The 18,363-nt window shown below is 62.2% G+C and carries 15 protein-coding genes; 4 read left to right on the plus strand and 11 right to left on the minus strand.

The genetic code is table 11. The annotated features are described in order from the left end of the window. Positions 1 to 124 precede the first annotated feature (124 nt). The 7 genes from FVW59_RS16730 to FVW59_RS16760 all read right to left on the minus strand — a co-directional run bounded on the left by FVW59_RS16730 (position 125) and on the right by FVW59_RS16760 (position 6,724). Positions 125 to 1,168: an ExeA family protein gene (locus FVW59_RS16730; protein WP_148065516.1), complete on the minus strand. Its 1,044-nt coding sequence runs from the start codon at positions 1,166 to 1,168 to the stop codon at positions 125 to 127. Positions 1,169 to 1,297: 129 nt separating this feature from the next. Beyond that, complete coding sequence (locus FVW59_RS16735; protein ID WP_148065517.1) at positions 1,298 to 2,437, minus strand: nucleotidyltransferase domain-containing protein; 1,140 nt, start codon at positions 2,435 to 2,437, stop codon at positions 1,298 to 1,300. Beyond that, positions 2,412 to 3,332: an HprK-related kinase A gene (locus FVW59_RS16740; RefSeq protein WP_187275948.1), complete on the minus strand. Its 921-nt coding sequence runs from the start codon at positions 3,330 to 3,332 to the stop codon at positions 2,412 to 2,414. The genes FVW59_RS16735 and FVW59_RS16740 overlap by 26 nt, the downstream gene beginning before the upstream one ends. Continuing rightward, complete coding sequence (locus FVW59_RS16745; RefSeq protein ID WP_148065519.1) at positions 3,329 to 3,574, minus strand: hypothetical protein; 246 nt, start codon at positions 3,572 to 3,574, stop codon at positions 3,329 to 3,331. The genes FVW59_RS16740 and FVW59_RS16745 overlap by 4 nt, the downstream gene beginning before the upstream one ends. A gap of 95 nt (positions 3,575 to 3,669) precedes the next feature. Further along, complete coding sequence (locus FVW59_RS16750; RefSeq protein ID WP_148065520.1) at positions 3,670 to 4,164, minus strand: hypothetical protein; 495 nt, start codon at positions 4,162 to 4,164, stop codon at positions 3,670 to 3,672. A gap of 218 nt (positions 4,165 to 4,382) precedes the next feature. After that, positions 4,383 to 5,678 (minus strand): nucleotide sugar dehydrogenase, encoded by a 1,296-nt coding sequence (locus FVW59_RS16755; protein ID WP_148065521.1) that lies wholly within the window; start codon positions 5,676 to 5,678, stop codon positions 4,383 to 4,385. Further along, positions 5,675 to 6,724, minus strand: a complete 1,050-nt coding sequence (locus FVW59_RS16760; RefSeq protein ID WP_148065522.1) for an SDR family oxidoreductase — start codon at positions 6,722 to 6,724, stop codon at positions 5,675 to 5,677. Before FVW59_RS16760 ends, FVW59_RS16755 begins: the two co-directional genes overlap by 4 nt. Positions 6,725 to 6,913: 189 nt before the next feature. On the opposite strand from FVW59_RS16760, the gene prsK reads away from it, so the two are divergent. Then, on the plus strand, positions 6,914 to 8,986 hold the full coding sequence (prsK, locus tag FVW59_RS16765; RefSeq protein WP_148065523.1) for an XrtA/PEP-CTERM system histidine kinase PrsK: 2,073 nt from the start codon (positions 6,914 to 6,916) through the stop codon (positions 8,984 to 8,986). A 28-nt stretch (positions 8,987 to 9,014) separates the two neighbouring features. After that, on the plus strand, positions 9,015 to 10,364 hold the full coding sequence (gene prsR / locus FVW59_RS16770; protein WP_222711554.1) for a PEP-CTERM-box response regulator transcription factor: 1,350 nt from the start codon (positions 9,015 to 9,017) through the stop codon (positions 10,362 to 10,364). Between the two features lie 6 nt (positions 10,365 to 10,370). On the opposite strand, the gene FVW59_RS16775 is transcribed toward prsR, so the two are convergent. The 4 genes from FVW59_RS16775 to FVW59_RS16790 all read right to left on the minus strand — a co-directional run bounded on the left by FVW59_RS16775 (position 10,371) and on the right by FVW59_RS16790 (position 15,661). Then, the gene (locus FVW59_RS16775) at positions 10,371 to 10,880 is read right to left on the minus strand and encodes a low molecular weight protein-tyrosine-phosphatase (RefSeq protein WP_148065524.1); all 510 of its coding nucleotides are present in this window, start codon (positions 10,878 to 10,880) and stop codon (positions 10,371 to 10,373) included. Further along, positions 10,877 to 11,701 (minus strand): S1 family peptidase, encoded by an 825-nt coding sequence (locus FVW59_RS16780; protein ID WP_148065525.1) that lies wholly within the window; start codon positions 11,699 to 11,701, stop codon positions 10,877 to 10,879. The genes FVW59_RS16775 and FVW59_RS16780 overlap by 4 nt, the downstream gene beginning before the upstream one ends. Further along, positions 11,685 to 14,465, minus strand: a complete 2,781-nt coding sequence (gene prsT / locus FVW59_RS16785; RefSeq protein ID WP_148065526.1) for an XrtA/PEP-CTERM system TPR-repeat protein PrsT — start codon at positions 14,463 to 14,465, stop codon at positions 11,685 to 11,687. Before prsT ends, FVW59_RS16780 begins: the two co-directional genes overlap by 17 nt. Positions 14,466 to 14,743: 278 nt before the next feature. Further along, positions 14,744 to 15,661 carry a THxN family PEP-CTERM protein gene (locus FVW59_RS16790; RefSeq protein ID WP_148065527.1) on the minus strand — a complete coding sequence of 306 codons (918 nt, stop codon included), beginning with the start codon at positions 15,659 to 15,661 and terminating at the stop codon, positions 14,744 to 14,746. Between the two features lie 461 nt (positions 15,662 to 16,122). Here FVW59_RS16790 and FVW59_RS16795 point away from each other — a divergent pair, with 461 nt between their 5' ends. Next, complete coding sequence (locus tag FVW59_RS16795) at positions 16,123 to 16,746, plus strand: PEP-CTERM sorting domain-containing protein (protein ID WP_148065528.1); 624 nt, start codon at positions 16,123 to 16,125, stop codon at positions 16,744 to 16,746. 738 nt (positions 16,747 to 17,484) lie between these two features. Then, the gene (locus FVW59_RS16800) at positions 17,485 to 18,360 is read left to right on the plus strand and encodes a serine-rich family protein (protein WP_148065529.1); all 876 of its coding nucleotides are present in this window, start codon (positions 17,485 to 17,487) and stop codon (positions 18,358 to 18,360) included. The last annotated feature ends 3 nt before the right edge of the window (positions 18,361 to 18,363 follow it).

Here is an 18,363-nt window from a genome sequence, read left to right on the forward strand (position 1 = left end):
GTTTCGCGCTGTCTTTCTACCTCCGGAGCTGCCGCTTCAGGAAGCTCTGCTGCTGCCATCGCTGGCGCAGTGGATTTATCCGGGACAGCCTCCGGGGCCGGGCGCGGCGAAGGCGCCCCCCGCTCTACACCGGCTTTTTTTTTAACGGCACCACCAGTAGCTCCGGGGCTACAGCCGCCTCTTCAGAGGGAGGCGACGTCAGCGCTGGCTGCGCGCCCTCCAGCTCGCTGGCCATGCCGGACTCATGTTGGGCGGAGGCCGGTGCAGTCACTGGCGAGGAATCGGGGATCGGTACCGGCTCATCAAATTCATCTTCCACTGCAAAGTCACTGTCATTGAACTGCCGGCCAGCGGCGAGATGTTCAGACTGCAATTCGCGGATGACTTCCTTCACTTCGGCACTGCCCAGGGCGTGCTTCTGTTCAACCAGACAGTGCAGCAGCAGCCGGCTGCAGATCAGGTTGATACGGCGCGGTACCCCCTCGCTGAACTTGTGAATCAGCGGATAAACCGAGCGACTGATGGCGGGGTCATTCTGCCAGCCCACCTGTTCCAGGCGATGGCGGATATAGGCTTCTGTCTCGTCCGCCTGCAGGGCGGTCAGGTGACTGGCGGCCACGATACGCTGGTGCACCTGCTCCATTTCCGGTCGCAGCACCAGCTCCCGCAGTTCCGGCTGCCCCAGCAGAAACACCTGCAGCAGGGGCTGACCCTTGCTCTGGATGTTGGTCAGCAGGCGCAGTTCCTCCATCGCGGTCAGCGACAGGTCCTGGGCCTCATCGACGATCAGCAGGGCGCGCCGCTGCTCCCGGTTCCATCGGTGCAGCAGCTCGGTGAGGCCCTGTAAAAGCTCGCCCTTCTCCACCACGCTGGTGCTGATACCAAAACTGTAGGCCACCATCTTCAGCAGGTCATTGGCTTCCAGCTGGGTGCAGACAAGGTTGGCCGTGGTAACGGATTCGTCTGCGAGGCCATCGATCAGATCGCCAATCAGGGTAGTTTTGCCGGTACCGGGGCGCCCGGTAATCATGGCAAAGCCCTCGGCGCGCATATAGGCATAGGTCATGTAGGCCCGGGCCTTGGCATAGGCCGCATGCTCATAGCGGAAGTGATGATCCGGGCTCAGCCGGAAAGGCTCGGCGGTGAAATTGAAATGGCGTTCGTACATATTGACGCAGTATCTACCGGAGCTGGGCGCAGGTCGCACGAGCTTTGCAGAGCGGGGCCGGCTTTGCAAGCCCGGGCCACAGGGCTTGCAAAGCCGGTCGCAAAAGAGCCGCAACTGACAGCGGCCCGCTCATCCCGCCTCCTTCGCCACTTTGCGGTCGGTGGCGCCGGTCCCGGCCCCCGCTCGCAGGTCCATACAGGCCTTGCGCAGCAGATGCGGCAGCAGAAGGCGCAACGGCATGCGCAGGTAGTGCGATCGCACATAGAGGCAGAAGAGCGCAAAGCCCGTGAGCGGCAGCCGGCAGCTGCTGTGACCGGGCGTAAAGGCGCGCCTGAACAGAAAATCCATGAAAGGCCCCTTGAGGGCCGCCAGGCCAGTGGGGCGCAAAGCGGCGATCAGCTCCGCCGGAAGCGGTGTTTCCAGCACCCGCGCCGCGTGCAGGCAGGCGTAGTAAAGGGGCCGCTCGAGCCCCATGCTGTGCGCCCGGGCCAGCAAACGGGCGTAGAACTGAGGGCCTTCGAGTCCGGCAAAATGTCGCAACAAGCCATCGAGGTCCAGCAGGTCGCGCAGGCCGTGCCCGAATTCCCCCTCGTGGAACAGGTGCGCCGCGCTGTGCAGCACCATGTCTTCCGGGCCCAGCACCATCACACCCGGGCTCGCCTCCACCGCCTGCCGCCACAGCGCGGCTGCATCGATCTGCCCGGTGGACGTGGGCGGCAGGATAGTGTGGTGCACATCCAGTGTGCTGCGCCGCTGGCGGTGCCCGAGGGGGGGAATTTCATGCATCCACTGGCGATAGTAGCGCTCGTTGTAGGGGTCGATCTTGCCCGCCGACCAGCCGTGACCGGCCAATACTCTTTCCACGGCGGGCAGGGCGCTGGTGTGTACCAGTATGTCGATATCGGACATCAAGCGGCCCGCCGCGGGTGGCAGGCCGGCAGTAATGTAAGCCGCCCCCTTGAGCAGCAGCACGGGCTCACCCGCTTCGGCCAGGGCCGGCCTGAGGTGGTCCAGCTCGTGCGCAAGCCCCTGACACTGTTTGCGCTGCAATACCACAGCAGACCCCAGATGACGGGCCACCTCGGCGGGGACTTGGCCACTCACCCCTGCCGCCCAAAGTCGCGCTGCCAGCGACGCCAGCAGATGGGACTGGCGCGCCTGGGGTATGACCACATCCCACTCGGCCGGGGACAAGCGGGCGGCGCGCTCAGGTGCTCTCAGCAGGTCGACCAGCAGTACCACCTCAGGCAACCTCCCGCACCAGCTCATCGAGGCGTTCCAGCGCTGCGTCGAGGGCACTGTAGCTGAGATCGAAACAGTCCAGTCCGTCCACGAAATGACACATGGCCTCGAAACCCACCTCACCCATCAGGCTGTAGTTGAACGAGTGATGCGCGGCGAACAGAAAGCTCTCCGCCCGCCCCTTGGGTCGCAGCGCTAGCGGCGCTCCCGCACGGTACTCGGGAAACACCATGAAGCGGGCGGCTATCGGCTCCGGGCGATGGCTGTCTGGATGGCCGTCCGCCTTGAGGTGGGCCACGCTCCCCTTGTGCGTGTCCCGGGACAGGGGCCCCAATAGCGCGCTGGCGCCCCGCTCGCGAATAATGTCGATGGAATCGTTCTTGAGACTGACAGGCCGGTACACCGGCACCACCTCGCGCCGGCCGGGCGGAATCAGCGCGTGCTCGTCAGACAGCACACGCCAGCCCCGCAGCGCCAGCGCGGCACACAGCGTACTTTTCCCGGCGCCGGGCAGCCCGGGCAGGATCAATGCCACACCGTCCTTTGCCACAACCGCCGCATGCAGCTTGAGGTATTCGTTCATGGTGACCGACAGGCACCAGTTCAGGCCCCACTCGAGAAAGGCATAGGCCTGGGCACGGGGCACACTGCCAAAAGGACGGTGTTCATCCAGCATGAAGTCGAGTTGGCCGCGCAAACGCTGGCGCAGCCCGGCCGGCGCAAAACTGACGTGAAAATCGGCGAAGCCGTCCCGCGGCGCCAGGGGGAAATCTGCGTAGAGAAGTGCCAGTCCCCGGGCAACAATGGGCTCGGGGCTGCGAATGGCATAACGGTAGGGGCCAACACGCAATCGCACGCCCTCCCCTGCCAGCGCACTCTGGAGGCCATCCGTACCGAGGGTAGACAGCGTCGGGGGACTCACAGGCGGCGCACCAGGCCTGCCGCTGCCAGCTCCGCCAACAGGGTTGTCGACCCGGGATCGGCCCATGCCGGCGAATCCAGCTCATGCTCGTCAGCCGGCTCGTCTTCGGCGAGGCGATTCAGCAAACTGTGGGCAGCCGCACTGATCAGGTGGGTATCGCCGCTCGGCGCGTGATAGCACACCACAACGCCTTCGTTGCGATTATAGAAATGAAGGGGGCCGGTCAGCTCCCACACAGACATGCCATTGCTCCTTGCCCAGGCCAGACAATGGCATTATTGCAGAGTGCAGGTCAAAGGGGATGGAAGTTGTTCACAGTCCGGTCGACAAGGCGCGGCTACCAGGGCTTGCCATGGCCGTCTTTGCCCTTTTCATAGCCCCAGTCCATGAACTCTTTCTTGTAGTCCCGGTCGGATTTCCAGCCATATTTGTCGCTTTCGTGCCCGTCCTTGTCGCCCCAGTCGTGATCATCGCGCTCGTAATTGCTTACACAGTACTTGCCTTTGTGATCATTCAACTCGTAGGAGCCACCGGACTTCTTGAGGTATTTCTTGAATTTTCTTACCTCTTCGAGCTGGTCGTCTGTCGGCGCGGAGGAACCACTACCCCCGCCATTGACGTAGGAATCCCAGACATGCTGCGACACGCAGACCTTTTTGCCGCCGTCGCCATGGTGATCGCCACCGCCCCAGGCCACGCGACTGCCCAGGGTGAGCACAACGGCTCCACCGATGGCCGCAGAACGCGTAAACCGCCGGCGCGACTGCCCGTGAATTTCGCCGGCGGGAGGGTCTGCGTCCGCGTCCTGTCGTTTGTCGAGTTCCTTATCCATGCCCATTTACCTGTCCTTGAGGCCCGCAACAGCTGGCGAAGAGGCGAAACGCCTGCCGCCGCCATGCGGGCACAATCATGAAGCACATACCATGCCATTCACACAAGCCCATGATTCCACAGGGCTTTTATCACCGTACTTCCAACGCCTGGATGCCCGACATCCATCGTTGTAAAAAATACTGACACCCATCACCGAATTGGACGACGACCCGCACATCATAGTCGCCATACCGCAATCCCGCCCGCTTCGGCTGCGCGCCGCTCCAGCGCCGACTTGACATCGATGACCACGCCGTCAGCCGCCAGCAACTCGGCGATGCCGTCGAGCCCCCGCGCCAGGTAGGCGCGGTGGGGCACGGCCAGAACCACTGCCTCGGCATTGGCGAGGTCGGCCCAGTCGGACAGCGTCAACCCGTACTCCTCCACCGCTTCGGCGGCGCTGGCCAGCGGGTCGTGCACACGCACGTCACAGCAGAAGTCCTGCAGCTCCCGCACAATGTCCACAACGCGCGAATTACGCAGATCCGGGCAGTTCTCCTTGAAGGTCAGCCCCAGCACCGCGACCCTGGCGCCGCTGACCGGGTGACCGGAGCGCACCAGCTGCTTGACGGTTTGCTCCGCGATGTACTTGCCCATGCCGTCGTTGGTCTGCCGCCCGCCCAGTACCACCTGGGGGTGAAAGCCAACGCTCTGGGCTTTGTAAGTCAGGTAGTAGGGATCGACGCCGATACAGTGGCCTCCAACCAGGCCCGGCCGGAAAGGCAGGAAGTTCCATTTGGTGCCGGCGGCCTCGAGCACATCGAGGGTATCGATACCGAGCCGGTTGAAGATCATCGCCAGTTCGTTCATCAGGGCGATATTGAGATCCCGCTGGGTGTTCTCGATGACCTTGGCGGCCTCCGCCACCTTGATACTGGCGGCGCGGTGTACACCGGCATGCACCACACTGCCATACAGGCCGGCCAACTGCTCCAGGGTTTGCGGACAGTCCCCGGACACCACCTTGGTGATGGTCTGCAGCTTGTGCTCGTTATCGCCGGGATTAATCCGCTCGGGCGAATAGCCAATACTGAAACCCGCATCCGACCCGGGCAGCCATTTCAGTCCCGACTCCCGCTCAAGGATCGGGACGCAGACTTCCTCGGTACAGCCGGGGTACACGGTGGACTCGAACACCACGGTTGTACCCTTGCGCAGGTGCCGCCCCACCGTCAGGCAGGCGGATTGCAGGGGCCTCAGGTCGGGCCTGCGAGCCTCGTCAATCGGCGTTGGCACCACCACGATGACTACCGAGGCTTCCGCCAGCTGCGCCGGGTCAGAGGTCAGCTCCAGCAATCCCGCCGCGGCAAACTCCCCGGATTTCACTTCGCCACTGGGATCGAAGTGGCCGCGGTAGTGGGCCAGCTTGGCCTCGTTGACATCGAAACCGATGGTCCTGCGCTGGCCGCCGAAGGCCACCGCCAGCGGCAGGCCGACGTAGCCAAGCCCGACTATGGCAATTGTCTCACTCACTGATTGACCACCTTGTTGTCCTGTCTGCGTTGTTGCCAGAACCAGCGCACGGTCGCCTCCAGCCCCTGGGCGGCGCTATAGGCCGGGGCATAACCCAGCAAGCGGCGCGCCTTGTCGATATCGGCCTGTGAATGACGCACGTCGCCGTCGCGAAACTCGCCGTAGCGTGGGGCCGACTCTGCGACGTCGATACCGAGCGCTTCCAGGTTGCCGCAAATGAGGGCAAACAGCTCGTTGAGTGTGGTGCGGTCGCCGACCGCCACATTGTAGACCTGGTTGGACGCCGCACTGTCCTGCGCCAGCGCCGCCAGCAGGTTGGCCTGCACCGCGTTATCCACATAGCAGAAATCGCGCGAGGTCTCGCCGTCGCCATTGATGTGACAGGCCTCGCCCTGCAGCAATTGTTCGATCCAGCGCGGTATCACCGCGGCATAGGCCCCCCGGGGATCCTGACGGGGCCCGAATACATTGAAGTAACGCAGCCCGATACTGTCCTGGCCGTAGCTGCGCGCGAAGACCTCGGCGTATAGCTCGTTGACGTATTTGGTGACGGCATAGGGGGATAGCGGTTTGCCGATATTGTCTTCCACCTTGGGCAGGGCCGGATGGTCACCGTAGGTCGAGGAGGAAGCGGCATACACAAAGCGCCGGACACCGGCATCGCGCGACGCGATGAGCATCTGCAGAAAGCCGTCGACATTCGACTGGTGGGTGCAGAGTGGATCCTGCAGCGAGCGGGGAACACTGCCGAGTGCCGCCTGGTGCAGGACGAAATCACAACCCTCCACCGCGCGACGACAATCATCCATGTGCCGGATATCACCCTCGACAAAGCGAAAGGAGCGCCAGGCAGTCTCGCCGACGGCGCGGTGCACTTCCTCCAGGTTGGCGCGATAACCGGTGCTGAAATTATCGAGACCCACCACCGCCTGGCCGTGTCGCAGCAAGGCCTCAACCAGGTGAGATCCGATAAAACCGGCCGCACCGGTAACCAGCCAGGTACGCTGGTGTTGAAGCCGCGCCACCAGGGCGTCTTCCATGCTCATGCCAGGAGGTTCTCCGGGAGGTCAACTGCAGACCCTACTGTGTTCTGTGTCCCAATACAGTGAGGTCGTCATTTACAGGATTGAGGCCAGAGTATAGTGTCTACGACAAATTCGAACCAATGCAAAGCGTGATTCGGCCCGCAGTTCCGCGATGCAATTTGCGGCCCCGAGCCACAGCCAGGGCCCTCCATGCCAGCGAATATCGGCCTCTACAGCTATCTCTCGGCCTGCGCCGCCTTTGCCACGCTGACGGTGTTGCTGCTGGCCTCCGGACGCCAGCGTCCTTACGCCGGGCTATTGATTGCCGCCAGCTTCCTCACCAGCCTGTGGGCCGGTATCGTCGCCCTGGGAACACTGGCAGAGTATCCACCGGTCACCTGGATACAGCTCGCAGAGCTTTCCCGCAATGCGGTCTGGCTGTTCCTTCTGGTGCGCCTCAGCGCCAACCAGCTTGACAGTGCCGGCGAGGCGCAGCGCACGCGGCGCTGGAACCTGCTCTTTGCCCTTGCCACCGGCCTCGCCCTCTGCCTGCTCCTACTGCCCGACCGCCTGGCCGGGGACGTTCCGGAATTTGCCGGCACAGCGCGCAGTATCAATCTGGTGACCTGGCTCAGCATCGCCATTATCGGCCTGGTGTTTGTGGAGCACCTGTTCCGCAATGCCTCGGAAAGCGAGCGCTGGTCCATGAAGTACCTGTGCATGGGCCTGGCCATCCTCTTCGGCTACGACTTTTTCATGTACGCAGAGGGACTACTATTCCAGCAACTGGACCCCAACATCTGGCAGGCAAGAGGGCTGGCAATCACCATCGCCACACCGCTGCTGGCGGTGGCCATCGCCCGCAATGCCGATTGGCAGTCCAGCCTGCATGTATCCCGCCAGGTAGTGTTTCACTCGGTAACCCTGGTTGCGGCGGGTCTGTACCTGGTTGCCATGTCGGTGGTGGGCTACTCCATCCGCCTCTTCGGCGGCACCTGGGGGGGCGTGCTGCAAACATCCTTCCTGGTGGCGGCTATCGCCATGCTGGTGGTGCTGCTGCTGTCCGGTAAACTGCGCGCCCGCACCCGGGTGTTTCTCAGCAAGCACTTTTTCAGCTACCGCTACGATTACCGGGAGCAGTGGCTGCGCTTTACCCACGCCCTGGCCGATGCCGAAGAGAATGTACCGGAAGGCATCGTCAGCGCCATGGTACCGCTGGTCGGTGCCCAGGCCGGTCTCCTTTACGCCGCCGATGGTGGCCACTATGCACTGCTGTCCAACTACCAGATGCCCGCCCCCGAGGGCGAACAGGAGATGGGCGACCTCCCGCGCTGGCTGGAAGAGACGCAGTGGGTTATCGACATCGACGAATGGTCAACTTCCCCCGACCTGTACGGGCATCTGCAACTGCCGGCCTGGGTGCAGCGGGTGGACAAGCCCTGGCTGATCGTACCCCTGCTGTTCGGCGCCCGCCTGGCCGGCATTCTGGTGATCCGCCGCTCAGACCTGCAGAGCGCGATCAACTGGGAGGAGCGCGATCTGCTCAAGACCGCAGGCCGCCAGGCCGCCAGCCATCTGGCCCAGTTCATGGCGCGCAAGGCTCTGGTCCAGGCGCGACAGTTCGACGCCTTTAACCGGCTCTCTGCCTATGTTATCCACGACCTCAAGAACATCCTCGCGCAGCAGTCGCTGATGGTCGCCAACGCAGAGAAGCACAAACACAACCCGGCTTTTGTCGACGACATGATCGCCACCATCAATAATTCAGTCGCCCGCATGACGCGCCTGATGGAGCAGATGCGCAGTGGCCTCCGCGACAGCCAGCCCGAGTCGCTGGATCTCGCCGAACTGCTGCGCCATGTGGTGGAGAGCCGCGCCGGGCAGCCGCCCCGCCCGGCCCTGGAAATCGGTCCGGGCAGTTTTACATTACAATCGGATCGGGAACGGCTTGCCACCGTGTTCAACCACCTGATACAAAACGCCCAGGAAGCCTGCGACAAGCACGGTGCGGTTTCCATCTCCCTGGGCCATGCGCAAGCGTCGTACATGGTGTGCATCCGGGATACCGGCAAGGGCATGGACAGTGACTTCGTTGCCAACCGCCTGTTTACGCCCTTCGACAGCACCAAGGGGCTAACCGGGATGGGCATCGGTGCCTTCGAAAGCCGGGACTATATCCGCAGCCTGGGTGGCGACATTACGGTGGAAAGCGAGCCCGGTACAGGCTCGGCATTTTATGTCCGCATCCCGGTTCAACAGGACAGTGACTACGTAGCGGCCTGAAGCCGCAGCAGAAGGAGTTGATGTAGCGGTGGACAAGAAACACCTGTTAGTCGTGGAAGACGACAAGGGACTGCAGAGTCAGTTGCGCTGGGCCTTTGAGGACTTCGAGGTCGCCATTGCCGGCGACCGGGAAGAGGCCATCGCACACCTGCGCCGCTTCGAACCCGGCGTGGTCCTGCTTGACCTGGGCCTGCCGCCGGACCCCGGCGGCGTCACCGAGGGTATGGCAACGCTGACGGAAATCCTGTCCCTCTCCCCGGATACCAAGATCGTAGTGGTGACCGGCGACAATGATCGCGCCAACGCAGTCAGGGCTATTGGCCTTGGCGCCTATGATTTTTACCAGAAGCCGGTCGATCCGCAGCTACTCGGCCTGATAATCGATCGCGCCTATCGGGTACACGAGCTCGAAAGGGACAACCGCCGCTTTTCCCGGATTGAAGACAAGATGCCGTTGAACGGCATCATCGCAACCAGCCCGCAGATGCTGAAGGTGTGCCGCACCGTGGAGAAAGTCGCTCCCACCAACGCAACCACCCTGCTGCTCGGGGCCAGTGGCACCGGCAAAGAGCGCTTTGCCCGCGCCCTGCACGACCTCAGCCAACGCGCCAAGGGGAAGATGATTGCCATCAACTGCGCCGCCATTCCGGCCAATCTGCTGGAATCCGAGCTGTTCGGCTACGAGAAAGGGGCTTTTACCGGCGCCACCCAGACCACCCCCGGCAAGATTGAGTATGCCGACGGGGGCACCCTGTTCCTCGACGAAATCGGCGATCTTCCCCTGGAGTTGCAGGCCAAGCTGCTGCGCTTCCTGCAGGAACGGGTGGTCGAACGAGTGGGTGGGCGCAAGGAAATACCGGTCGACGTCCGCATTGTCTGCGCAACCCACCAGGATCTCAGTACGCACATCAGCGACGGCCGCTTTCGCGAAGACCTCTACTACCGCATCAGCGAGCTGGTGATCAATATCCCCCCCCTGCGTGACCGCGATGGCGACGCGCTGGTGCTGGCGACGGTGTTCCTGGATCGCTTTGCGAAGGAGATGGGACGCAATATCAAGGGATTTGACGAGCAGGCGCGGCGCGCCATCGAAACCCATCACTGGCCCGGGAACGTGCGGGAACTGGAGAGCCGGGTCAAGCGCGCTGTCATTCTCTCCGACAGCATCAACGTCAGTGCCGAGGACCTGGAACTCGAAGAAGTGGACTTCGAGGACGCCCCCTTCAACCTCAAACAGGTCAGGGAAGAGGTCGAGCGCAAGGCCATCCGCCGCGCGCTCAGTCACTGCAAGGACAACATCTCCGATACGGCAACGCTGCTCGGCATTACCCGGCCGACCCTGTACAACCTGATGGAGAAATACCAGCTGAAGCCCTGAGGCGTTTCAGACCTGAATTTCCCGTCGCAGCTGATCCGCCAGCGACTCCATCACCGGCAGCAGCAGGTCATAGACACGGACAAACCCCGCTTCCGTGCCGTAGTAGGGGTCGGGGATTTCCGGCGCCGTGCAGCCAAACTGCGACAGGTCTGCCACCCGGCCCTCGAGATCATCCGGGGCACGGTCCCGCAGCCTGGCCGTCACCCGCCGGTCCAGCCCCAGTATCATGCGGTGGCGGCGAAAATCCTCCGCACAGATACCGCGAGACTTCACTCGCGACAGCGGAATACCCTTTGCCGCCAGCACCCTGCTCGCTCGTGGATCCATGAGCCGGCCAGCGACCGTCACCTCGGTGCCGGCAGAAGCGACCCGACAGGCGTTCTGCATGCCCTTGCGGCGCAGCACCTCTGCCAGCATGAGTTGCGCCATCGGTGAACGACACAGATTGGCGCGGCACACCAGCAGCACGCTGTAATCGGGAGGCCGCCGGAAGCCAAACAGTTCAGTCAGTTTCATGTCGCCGGATCGGACAGTAAATCGTGCAGGTAGGTAACCGGAATGGCAAAGGACATGCCCACCAGTTCCATCTTTTTGCTGAAGGCCGCGCGACGGGTCAGGGCGCCGATCACTACGCCGATCACCTCTCCCGTTCCCGCATCAACGACCGCGCTACCGCTGTGTCCGGGCAGCACCGTGGCATCCATCTGGTAAATCAGGAAGCCGTCGCGCAGGGCCCGAATCTGGGCTGCGGAAAGTTTCTCGCCGCCCCGGACCGGCTCCGCCGCGGGTGCTACCGCCGAGATATAGCCGAAGTGCGTGACCGGATACGCGCCGGTAGTGATGCCGGCCGGGTAACCGGAGAACACCACCGGCGTCCCCGCGGCGCGATGACTGCGCCCCGCCAGGGGCAGGGTGGGCAGCGCCGCACCCCCCACCACCAGCACCGCCAGGTCATGTTCAACATCGCGTCGCTCCACCACGGCGGGGCGCGCCTGCACCTGCTCCCCGCTGCCGGTGAAGATCACCAGTCGCTCGCGGGCGCTGTCAATCTGGTCGACAACATGGGCACTGGTGACAACGCGGGAACCCGGCGCGATCGCAAAGCCAGAGCCGAGAAAGCGCCCGGCCGGCTGGCCTCCGTGCTCCGCCGGTTTGCTGGCAAGCGTACCTACACCGACCGACGCGGGAGCGGTCGCCCCAACCACCTCACTGCGGTCGGCGCCAGACACCGGCCCGGCCTGGCACAGCAACAGAGCCAGGAAAAAGGCCAGAATACCGGGTAGGGGCCCGGCGCCACTCAGCAGAGCCCGGGCCATCAACTCACGGTGCTGCGTCAATGTCCCTGAGCAGTGCCTCGGCGGCGTCGCGCTCGGCAAAATCAGGATAACTTTCAAGGAGCTGGCGCAGGTTCTCCGCGGCCTCTCCCTGCGCCTGGGCGGCGTTTGCTATTACTGCGCCGTGATAGAGAAACTCCGGGTTGTCCGGATGGCTGCGCACCAGCTCGCGAATAATGCGCCGCGCCTGATCGTGATCGCCGCTGGCCGACAGGACCATGGCCAGGGTGTCCTGCACTGCCGGCGCGGCATTGCTGGCTTTGCTGGCGTGCTCGATATAGGCCAGTGCCCGGGCGGTTTCGCTGTCCTTGAGCATCCACGCCAGGTTGTTGAGGGCAATGACGTTATCGGGGTCCTGCTCGATGATCCTGGTGTACTCCTTCACCGCCTCGCTTTCGCGGCCGTTCGCAAGGTACTTCGCCGCCAGGGTCAGGCGCGCGGGGATGTCGTCCTCACGCTCCTGCACCCAGCTTTCCAGCAGATCGATGGCACTTGCGGTCTGCCCCAGCGCTTCATACTGGCGCTGCAGATTCAGCACGCTGTAGGTGCCCGGCTGCTTTTCAAACAGTGCCTGCAGAATATCCAGCGCCGCCTGCTGGTCACCTTCCAGTTTCGCCTTGCCGGCGAGCATCAGCTGGGTTCTGGCGTCGTCGGGAGCAATCCGCTGCAGCGCTTCAATCTGCTGTTCGAGCAGCGCCAGCTGTTCGGTTTCCAGCGCGTAGCGCCCCAGGCTGATCCTGGCTCCTGGCTCGTCGGGCTCCAGTTCGACAACTCGCTCCAGCTGCACCTGCATCTGCGGCAGGTCGCCCATGCCCTCATAGGCGCGTGCCATGAGGCGGTGGTCTGCCGCGCTGCCATTGCCGGACTGCAGCCAGGGCTGCATCTGGGCCACCGCTTCGCTGTACTGCTTCAGTTCCAGCAGCGCCCGCGCATTCAGGCGTCGCACCACCGGCGAACCCGCCGCTTCCGCCGACAGGCCGGTGAACGCAACGGCGACCTTTTCCGGCTGGCCAGTGGCCAGGTAGGTACGGGCCAGGATAATGCGCGGTTGCGGCCTGTCGGGATGGGCGGCAATGGCGCGCTCCAGATAGACAAGCATCTGCTCCTGGTTATTGGAAACCCCTTCGAGTGCAGCCAGCGCCAGCAGGGTGCCAAGGGCGTTTTCGTGCACTTTGAGCACTTCGAGGTAGTGATTCCGTGCGGTGTCGATGTCACCGTCGGCAAAGGCCAGCGCTGCCAGCTGGTGCCGGGCAGCGGGGTATCCGGGGTCCAGTTCGATGGCGCGCTGGAACTCGTCGCGCGCCTGATCACGCTTGTCGTCCGCCAGCAGCACCTGCCCAATCAGTACGTTGCCATAGGCCTCCTTGGGATTCCGGGCCTGGTATTCCCGCGCTGCGACAAGGGCGCCATCCACATCCCCTTCCTTCAGGCGCGTAGCCACCAGCAGGGTGTCGCCGCTGGAGGATTCGGGATCCAGAGCGATGGCCTCATTCACCAGCTGCTCGGCCTCCGCATCGCGGCCGGTGCTGGCAAAGCCCGCCCCCAGCCGCACGCGCGCCGAAGCCGAGTCGGGGCGCATTTCGGCCACCCGGGACAGGATGCCAATAGCCTCGTCCGCCCGCTGCTGGGCAACCAGCGAATTGGCCAGCGTATTCATCACTTCGACATCGTTGGGATTGCTCTCGAGGAGCTCGCGGGCCAGCGCTTCTGCCTCCGCCGCCTTGCCGTGGCGCACCCACAGGGAGGCGATCAGGCGCTGGCCGGAGGGGTTCTCCGGCACCAGTGCGTAGAACTCCTGGGCATAGCGGTAGGCCTTGTCCTGGTCACCCAGCTGCAGGTTGGCCATCGCCAGCAGCAGCAGTGTGTTGGGCAGGCGGAACTTGTCCGCCTCCGCAATCAGCAGGGCCGAGTTCGCCGCCTCGTACTGCCCCTGGTTCACGCGCAGCAGGCCCAGGGCATAATTAACCGCCGTACTCTGGGGCACATGCTTCAGCAGCCAGTCGATATCATCTTCGGCGGCGTCGAAATCTCTTATCTGGATATAGGTCAGGGCGCGTTGTAGCCGGTATTCGAGATTGCGCGGCGCCAGCTCAACCGCCTTGCTGTAGCTCTCCAGGGCGCGCTCCTGCTGGCCGGCACTATTGGCGAGTGCGGCGCCAAGGCTCCAGGCGCGGGCATCGGCGGCCTCACTGTCAAGCAGGGGGCCCAGGGTCTCGCTGGCCGCGTCCAGATCGCCACTGGCGGCCTGGTTGCGCGCCTTTGCGTAGAGCAGATAGGGGGAATCCGGAGTAAGTTGCGCAGCCTGCCCAAGCAGTACCGCGGCGCGCTCCACTTCTCCCTGATTGGTATAAACCAGCGCCTTGGCGGTGATGACTGTCGCCCGTTCGCTATCGGACAGGCCCTGCACCTCCAGGTCGAGCAACTCGTCGCTACGGCCCAGTTGCTCCCAGGATCTCGCCAGCATGGAAAGCAGTTCGTCGCGCCCCTCGGGGCTGGAGGACTGGACACGCTCCAGCTCCTTCTCGGCGGACAAGAGGTCACCGGTTTCAAAGTACAACTTGCCGAGCAGGTAGCGCGCATCCCAGTTGCTGCCGTTCTGCTGCAGGGCATTTTTCAGGTGAATGATCGCCTCCGGGTTGTCACCTTCGGCCACCGCGCTCTCTGCCCGGGCCAGGTAGTCGGCGTCCGAGGCCGACTCCGAGCAACCCTGCAACACTGCCACCAGGAACAGGCAGGCCAGCCAGAACCCGTGTGAGAAATCCTTCATTGCCCTTGCACTCCTTGTATCCCTACGACAGTGATTATTCGGCTCAGCCCACTCTAAAGTATCGGGCCCGGGGGGCAAACCGCCGCGCCGCAGCACAGCGTGCGCTGGTTCACAGATGGAAAGGAATGTCGGCGCTACCCCGCTGCAGTATAGACCGCGGCTACGCCACGCGAGCGAGGCTCAATAAAACAAACTCCCCCGGCAGTAACTGCACAGGGGAGTTTTAAGTGGAAGGGAGTGAGGGCGAGGTGCCGGCTCGAAGGCCGGCACATGTACACTCAGCGGGCGTTGCGCCGACGCCAGCCCACCAGGGCAAGGCCACTCAGACCGAGGCCAAACAGGGCCAGCACTGAGGGTTCCGGCACACGTGCGGTCAGGTTGACCAGGAACTGGAACTCGTTGAGACCACCTTCCGGAGTCAGCAGGCCGACACATTCGGTATTGCCGGCGCCCAGCACCGCTTCGCAGGCCTCTGGAGCCAGCACATCCAGCGGCGATCCATCGGCTTGTGACACAAAGAAGTCATAGAAGAAGCCGTTGAAGAAGAAGCTGGTGTTCAGCGGGCCTGCACCCTGCACGATAAAGGCATCCGGGCAGGGATTGCTGCCACCGGCAGCACAGGGATTCGCGGCATTATCGGTTTCCAGGAAATTGATGGTCTGGGTACCGCTGGTGGGGAAGACCCCTGCAGGCCCCGCACCAATGGCCGGCTGCATGGTGTACCAGGTATCCAGGCTCGCCATCACCAGGGTGTTGCCATTCACCACATTGTTCTGGTGCTGGTACAGGGTCGCCATGGCAGAGCCTTCCCAGACCCCCGAACCCGGGGCGGTCTCGGTCAGGTTCAGCAATGAGGCGGTGCCATCAGCCCCGATGCCGGCAAAGGCGCTGGTGCCTATATAAGGGTTAACGATGTTGATAAAGCTCTGGTCGTCATCCCCGGGCGGCCACAGCAGGGTCGCGTCGCCAGCCAACGGGCCGGCAGTAATTGGGTTGGCCGTCTCGGCCGGCCCGCCTCCCTGAACAGTGCCGCCGGTCCAGGCGGCAAACAGCGCCCAGTCCCAGCTGGTGATGGGCATGGCGGCGGCCGTTCCACTGAACAGCATTGCCAGCCCGAGCCCGAGGCCCTTAACAGCAGTGCCAAGCCCCTTAGAGCTGCCATCCTGCCGGTCGTTTTTGCGCGATAACAATTTCATCTCTTTATCCTCCACCTGGTAATCAGGTGCTGTCCAAACCGTTCATTCCGTGATCAGTCAACAACCATCATTGGGTGATCGCTGCTTGCCCCTGCATGGGTGCAAACACGATGCCAAAAGCCAAAAATGGCGGATTCTCAACAGCTTAAAAATTGATCAATTGATTGTTTCAGGCCGGCTGTAAAGGCAGCTGACAGCCCGGGCGGGCATTCGCCAGCCGCCTGGTACCGGCGGGAGCCGGGGTGACCACCATGACGAAAAAGTGTGACGCAGATCACTGTCGACTGGCTTTACAACACTGGTCGAAGAGCAACGAATCATCACTAGCTAATTTTTATTCTTCAATAATTTCAATGGCTTGCTAGTTCTGGCACGAAGCCTGCTAAATCAGGGGTGAACAAGCCGGCTTCGTAAATTCGGGGCTCTTATCCAGAAACAGAATTTCCCATGGGGGACTCACAATGAAAAAGCTGCTCCAACAACTGACCCTTGCCGCTGGCGTAATCTTTGGTGCGTCGGCCAATGCTGCAATTATTGAAGTCGTAGATGTCGTAGGACCTGCGAACATGTTTGATAGCAATGGCCTCCAAAACAATCTTGTTTCTGGGCTAGCATCTGGCAGGGGTTACAACACCGTAAACTTCACTCACGATCTGACAGATAACCCCGAATTTCCCTTCGAAGATGTTATCAGCGGTATGATCTCCATTGCGCTCTATGACGATCAGGTGAGCTATTGCCTACCCTTCGTTGGTTGCTACAACGGTGACGACCTGGCTTTGGAAGTAGCCCTGATTGTCGTTGCGGGTTTTGATTTTGAGACAGGAAATATCAATTTTGGAACTGGTGGAGGATTTAATGCGGGACTCGGCACACAAGCGTTGACTGATGCCGAAGCCGGATCCGTAGCTGTGAATATCTCGCCATTGGTTGGTTTGGGGGCAACTGATTTTTATGTGGGGCTTTCAACGCTTACCCTCCAAGTTGAATCCAACCCGGTTCCAGTACCCACCACACTGGCCCTCTTCGGCCTCGGCCTCCTCGGCCTGGGCGCCGTTCGCAAGCGCAAGCAAGCGACCGCCTGAAACTCGATAATTCGCCAGCGGGCACCTCGCCCGCCCGGCGAAGCGAACGGCAAATAGAGCGCCCGCTGTATTTGCCCACCAAACCCCGGAGCATCGCGCCCCGGGGTTTTCACTTTATAGCGCCGTCAAAAACAACCTCGGGGCATTTTGCTCTGCCAGGTCGGTCAGCCCGGGCTATCTGCACGTCACACCACATTTTTCTATCAACACAGACACACTACCCAAAGCCAGGCCATCAGACTGCACTCCATCGCCACCTTCCTCAAAAACTAACAAACGCACGCTAATAAACGCCTTTATATACACTCCCCTATTCCATCCACGGGGCGGCTAATAACCACTACCAAGCTGTTATTCCCGGCCAACATGAAGGCCCGTGCCTTTGCGCCCAATCAGTCTCTAAATACATCGGCACAATAGCAGGGGCTTGCCTATGCTTCCCCACGGTAGCGCGCCCCACTGCGTACCCGAACTCTTCTGACTCTACTATTGCAGTGTTTCGCGCCAATCCTGACCGGGCTCACCAGGACGGCAAGCCCGGCCGGGCGTACAACCCGACCGCGTCGGGCATGGTTTCAATCTGGGCTGTCTGAGGAGGGAGGGCATATAACGTTGACAGAATACGAGTGGTATCCACGCCTCTCGCGTTACATAGATAGAGGCGACAAAAAAACACAGGTGTGAATCGCCGGACATTGCTTTCTCCGGATAGAACAATCCCAAATGGAGAACAAACCCATGAGATACCTACTGTTAACAACGCTGGCAGCGGGGCTTAGCCTGCCGCTGATCGCCAGCGCCAACCCCACCAACACGGCCGATACCGCCGACACCCAGACGGCCACGGCTTCTTCCACCGCGGACAGCGCGGGCGCTTCGGCGAACGAGCTATCCACGGCCCTCACCGTCACTGGCGCCGGCAATGGCAACGACCTGAGCAACAACGCCAACAACGCCGTCACCGACTCCCAGAATACCGATGCCAGCTACAACGACTCGGGCAACCTGGGGCTGGCCGTTGACAACGCGGGCAATACCGACAACAGCGCCACCGATTCCAATAACTTTGGCCTCGGTGTTACCGATTCCTTCAACGTCGATTCCAGCAACAACGACTCCGGCAACCTGGTGTCCAACTTCGACGGCGAATGGAATACCAACAACAGCACTAACGGCAGCGAAAACCTGACGGTGGGCCTGGATAACATTGGCAACACCAATGCCAGCACCAACGACAGCTTCAACGCCACCTCCACCACCGATCTCAGCAGCGAGTACAACGCCAGCACCAACGACAGCCTGAACAGCACCTACGGGCTGGACAATGTCGGCAATACCACGGTGGGCGTCACTGATTCCGGCAACACCACCACCACCGACTCCGGCAACACGATGATCAATATCGATGCCATCGTCAGTGTGGCGACCCTGTCCGGCACGGTGAGCAACAACAGCCTGCCAATGAGCCCGGGATCAAGCTACACCTCCAGCAACACCATTTCGGAGGGTTCCCTGAGCGATGTGGCCGGCATTACCCTGGTTGGCCAGAACGGCGGCGCGAACAGCCTGATACAGCAGAACGTATCGGTGCAGTCCACGTTGAACCTGAACTAGGGT

The sequence above is a fragment of the Parahaliea aestuarii genome, assembly GCF_008064635.1.
In the GTDB taxonomy this organism is placed as follows: Bacteria; Pseudomonadota; Gammaproteobacteria; order Pseudomonadales; family Halieaceae; genus Parahaliea; species Parahaliea aestuarii.

Excerpts from the sequence above, each read along its gene's own strand:
- prsK (WP_148065523.1), top strand. The coding sequence starts at position 6,914 with ATGCCAGCGAATATCGGCCTCTACAGCTATCTCTCGGCCTGCGCCGCC.
- FVW59_RS16760 (WP_148065522.1), bottom strand. The coding sequence starts at position 6,724 with ATGAGCATGGAAGACGCCCTGGTGGCGCGGCTTCAACACCAGCGTACC.
- FVW59_RS16790 (WP_148065527.1), bottom strand. The coding sequence starts at position 15,661 with ATGAAATTGTTATCGCGCAAAAACGACCGGCAGGATGGCAGCTCTAAG.
- FVW59_RS16735 (WP_148065517.1), bottom strand. The coding sequence starts at position 2,437 with ATGAGCTGGTGCGGGAGGTTGCCTGAGGTGGTACTGCTGGTCGACCTG.
- FVW59_RS16795 (WP_148065528.1), top strand. The coding sequence starts at position 16,123 with ATGAAAAAGCTGCTCCAACAACTGACCCTTGCCGCTGGCGTAATCTTT.
- FVW59_RS16800 (WP_148065529.1), top strand. The coding sequence starts at position 17,485 with ATGAGATACCTACTGTTAACAACGCTGGCAGCGGGGCTTAGCCTGCCG.
- FVW59_RS16775 (WP_148065524.1), bottom strand. The coding sequence starts at position 10,880 with ATGAAACTGACTGAACTGTTTGGCTTCCGGCGGCCTCCCGATTACAGC.
- prsT (WP_148065526.1), bottom strand. The coding sequence starts at position 14,465 with ATGAAGGATTTCTCACACGGGTTCTGGCTGGCCTGCCTGTTCCTGGTG.
- FVW59_RS16730 (WP_148065516.1), bottom strand. The coding sequence starts at position 1,168 with ATGTACGAACGCCATTTCAATTTCACCGCCGAGCCTTTCCGGCTGAGC.
- FVW59_RS16750 (WP_148065520.1), bottom strand. The coding sequence starts at position 4,164 with ATGGATAAGGAACTCGACAAACGACAGGACGCGGACGCAGACCCTCCC.
- FVW59_RS16745 (WP_148065519.1), bottom strand. The coding sequence starts at position 3,574 with ATGTCTGTGTGGGAGCTGACCGGCCCCCTTCATTTCTATAATCGCAAC.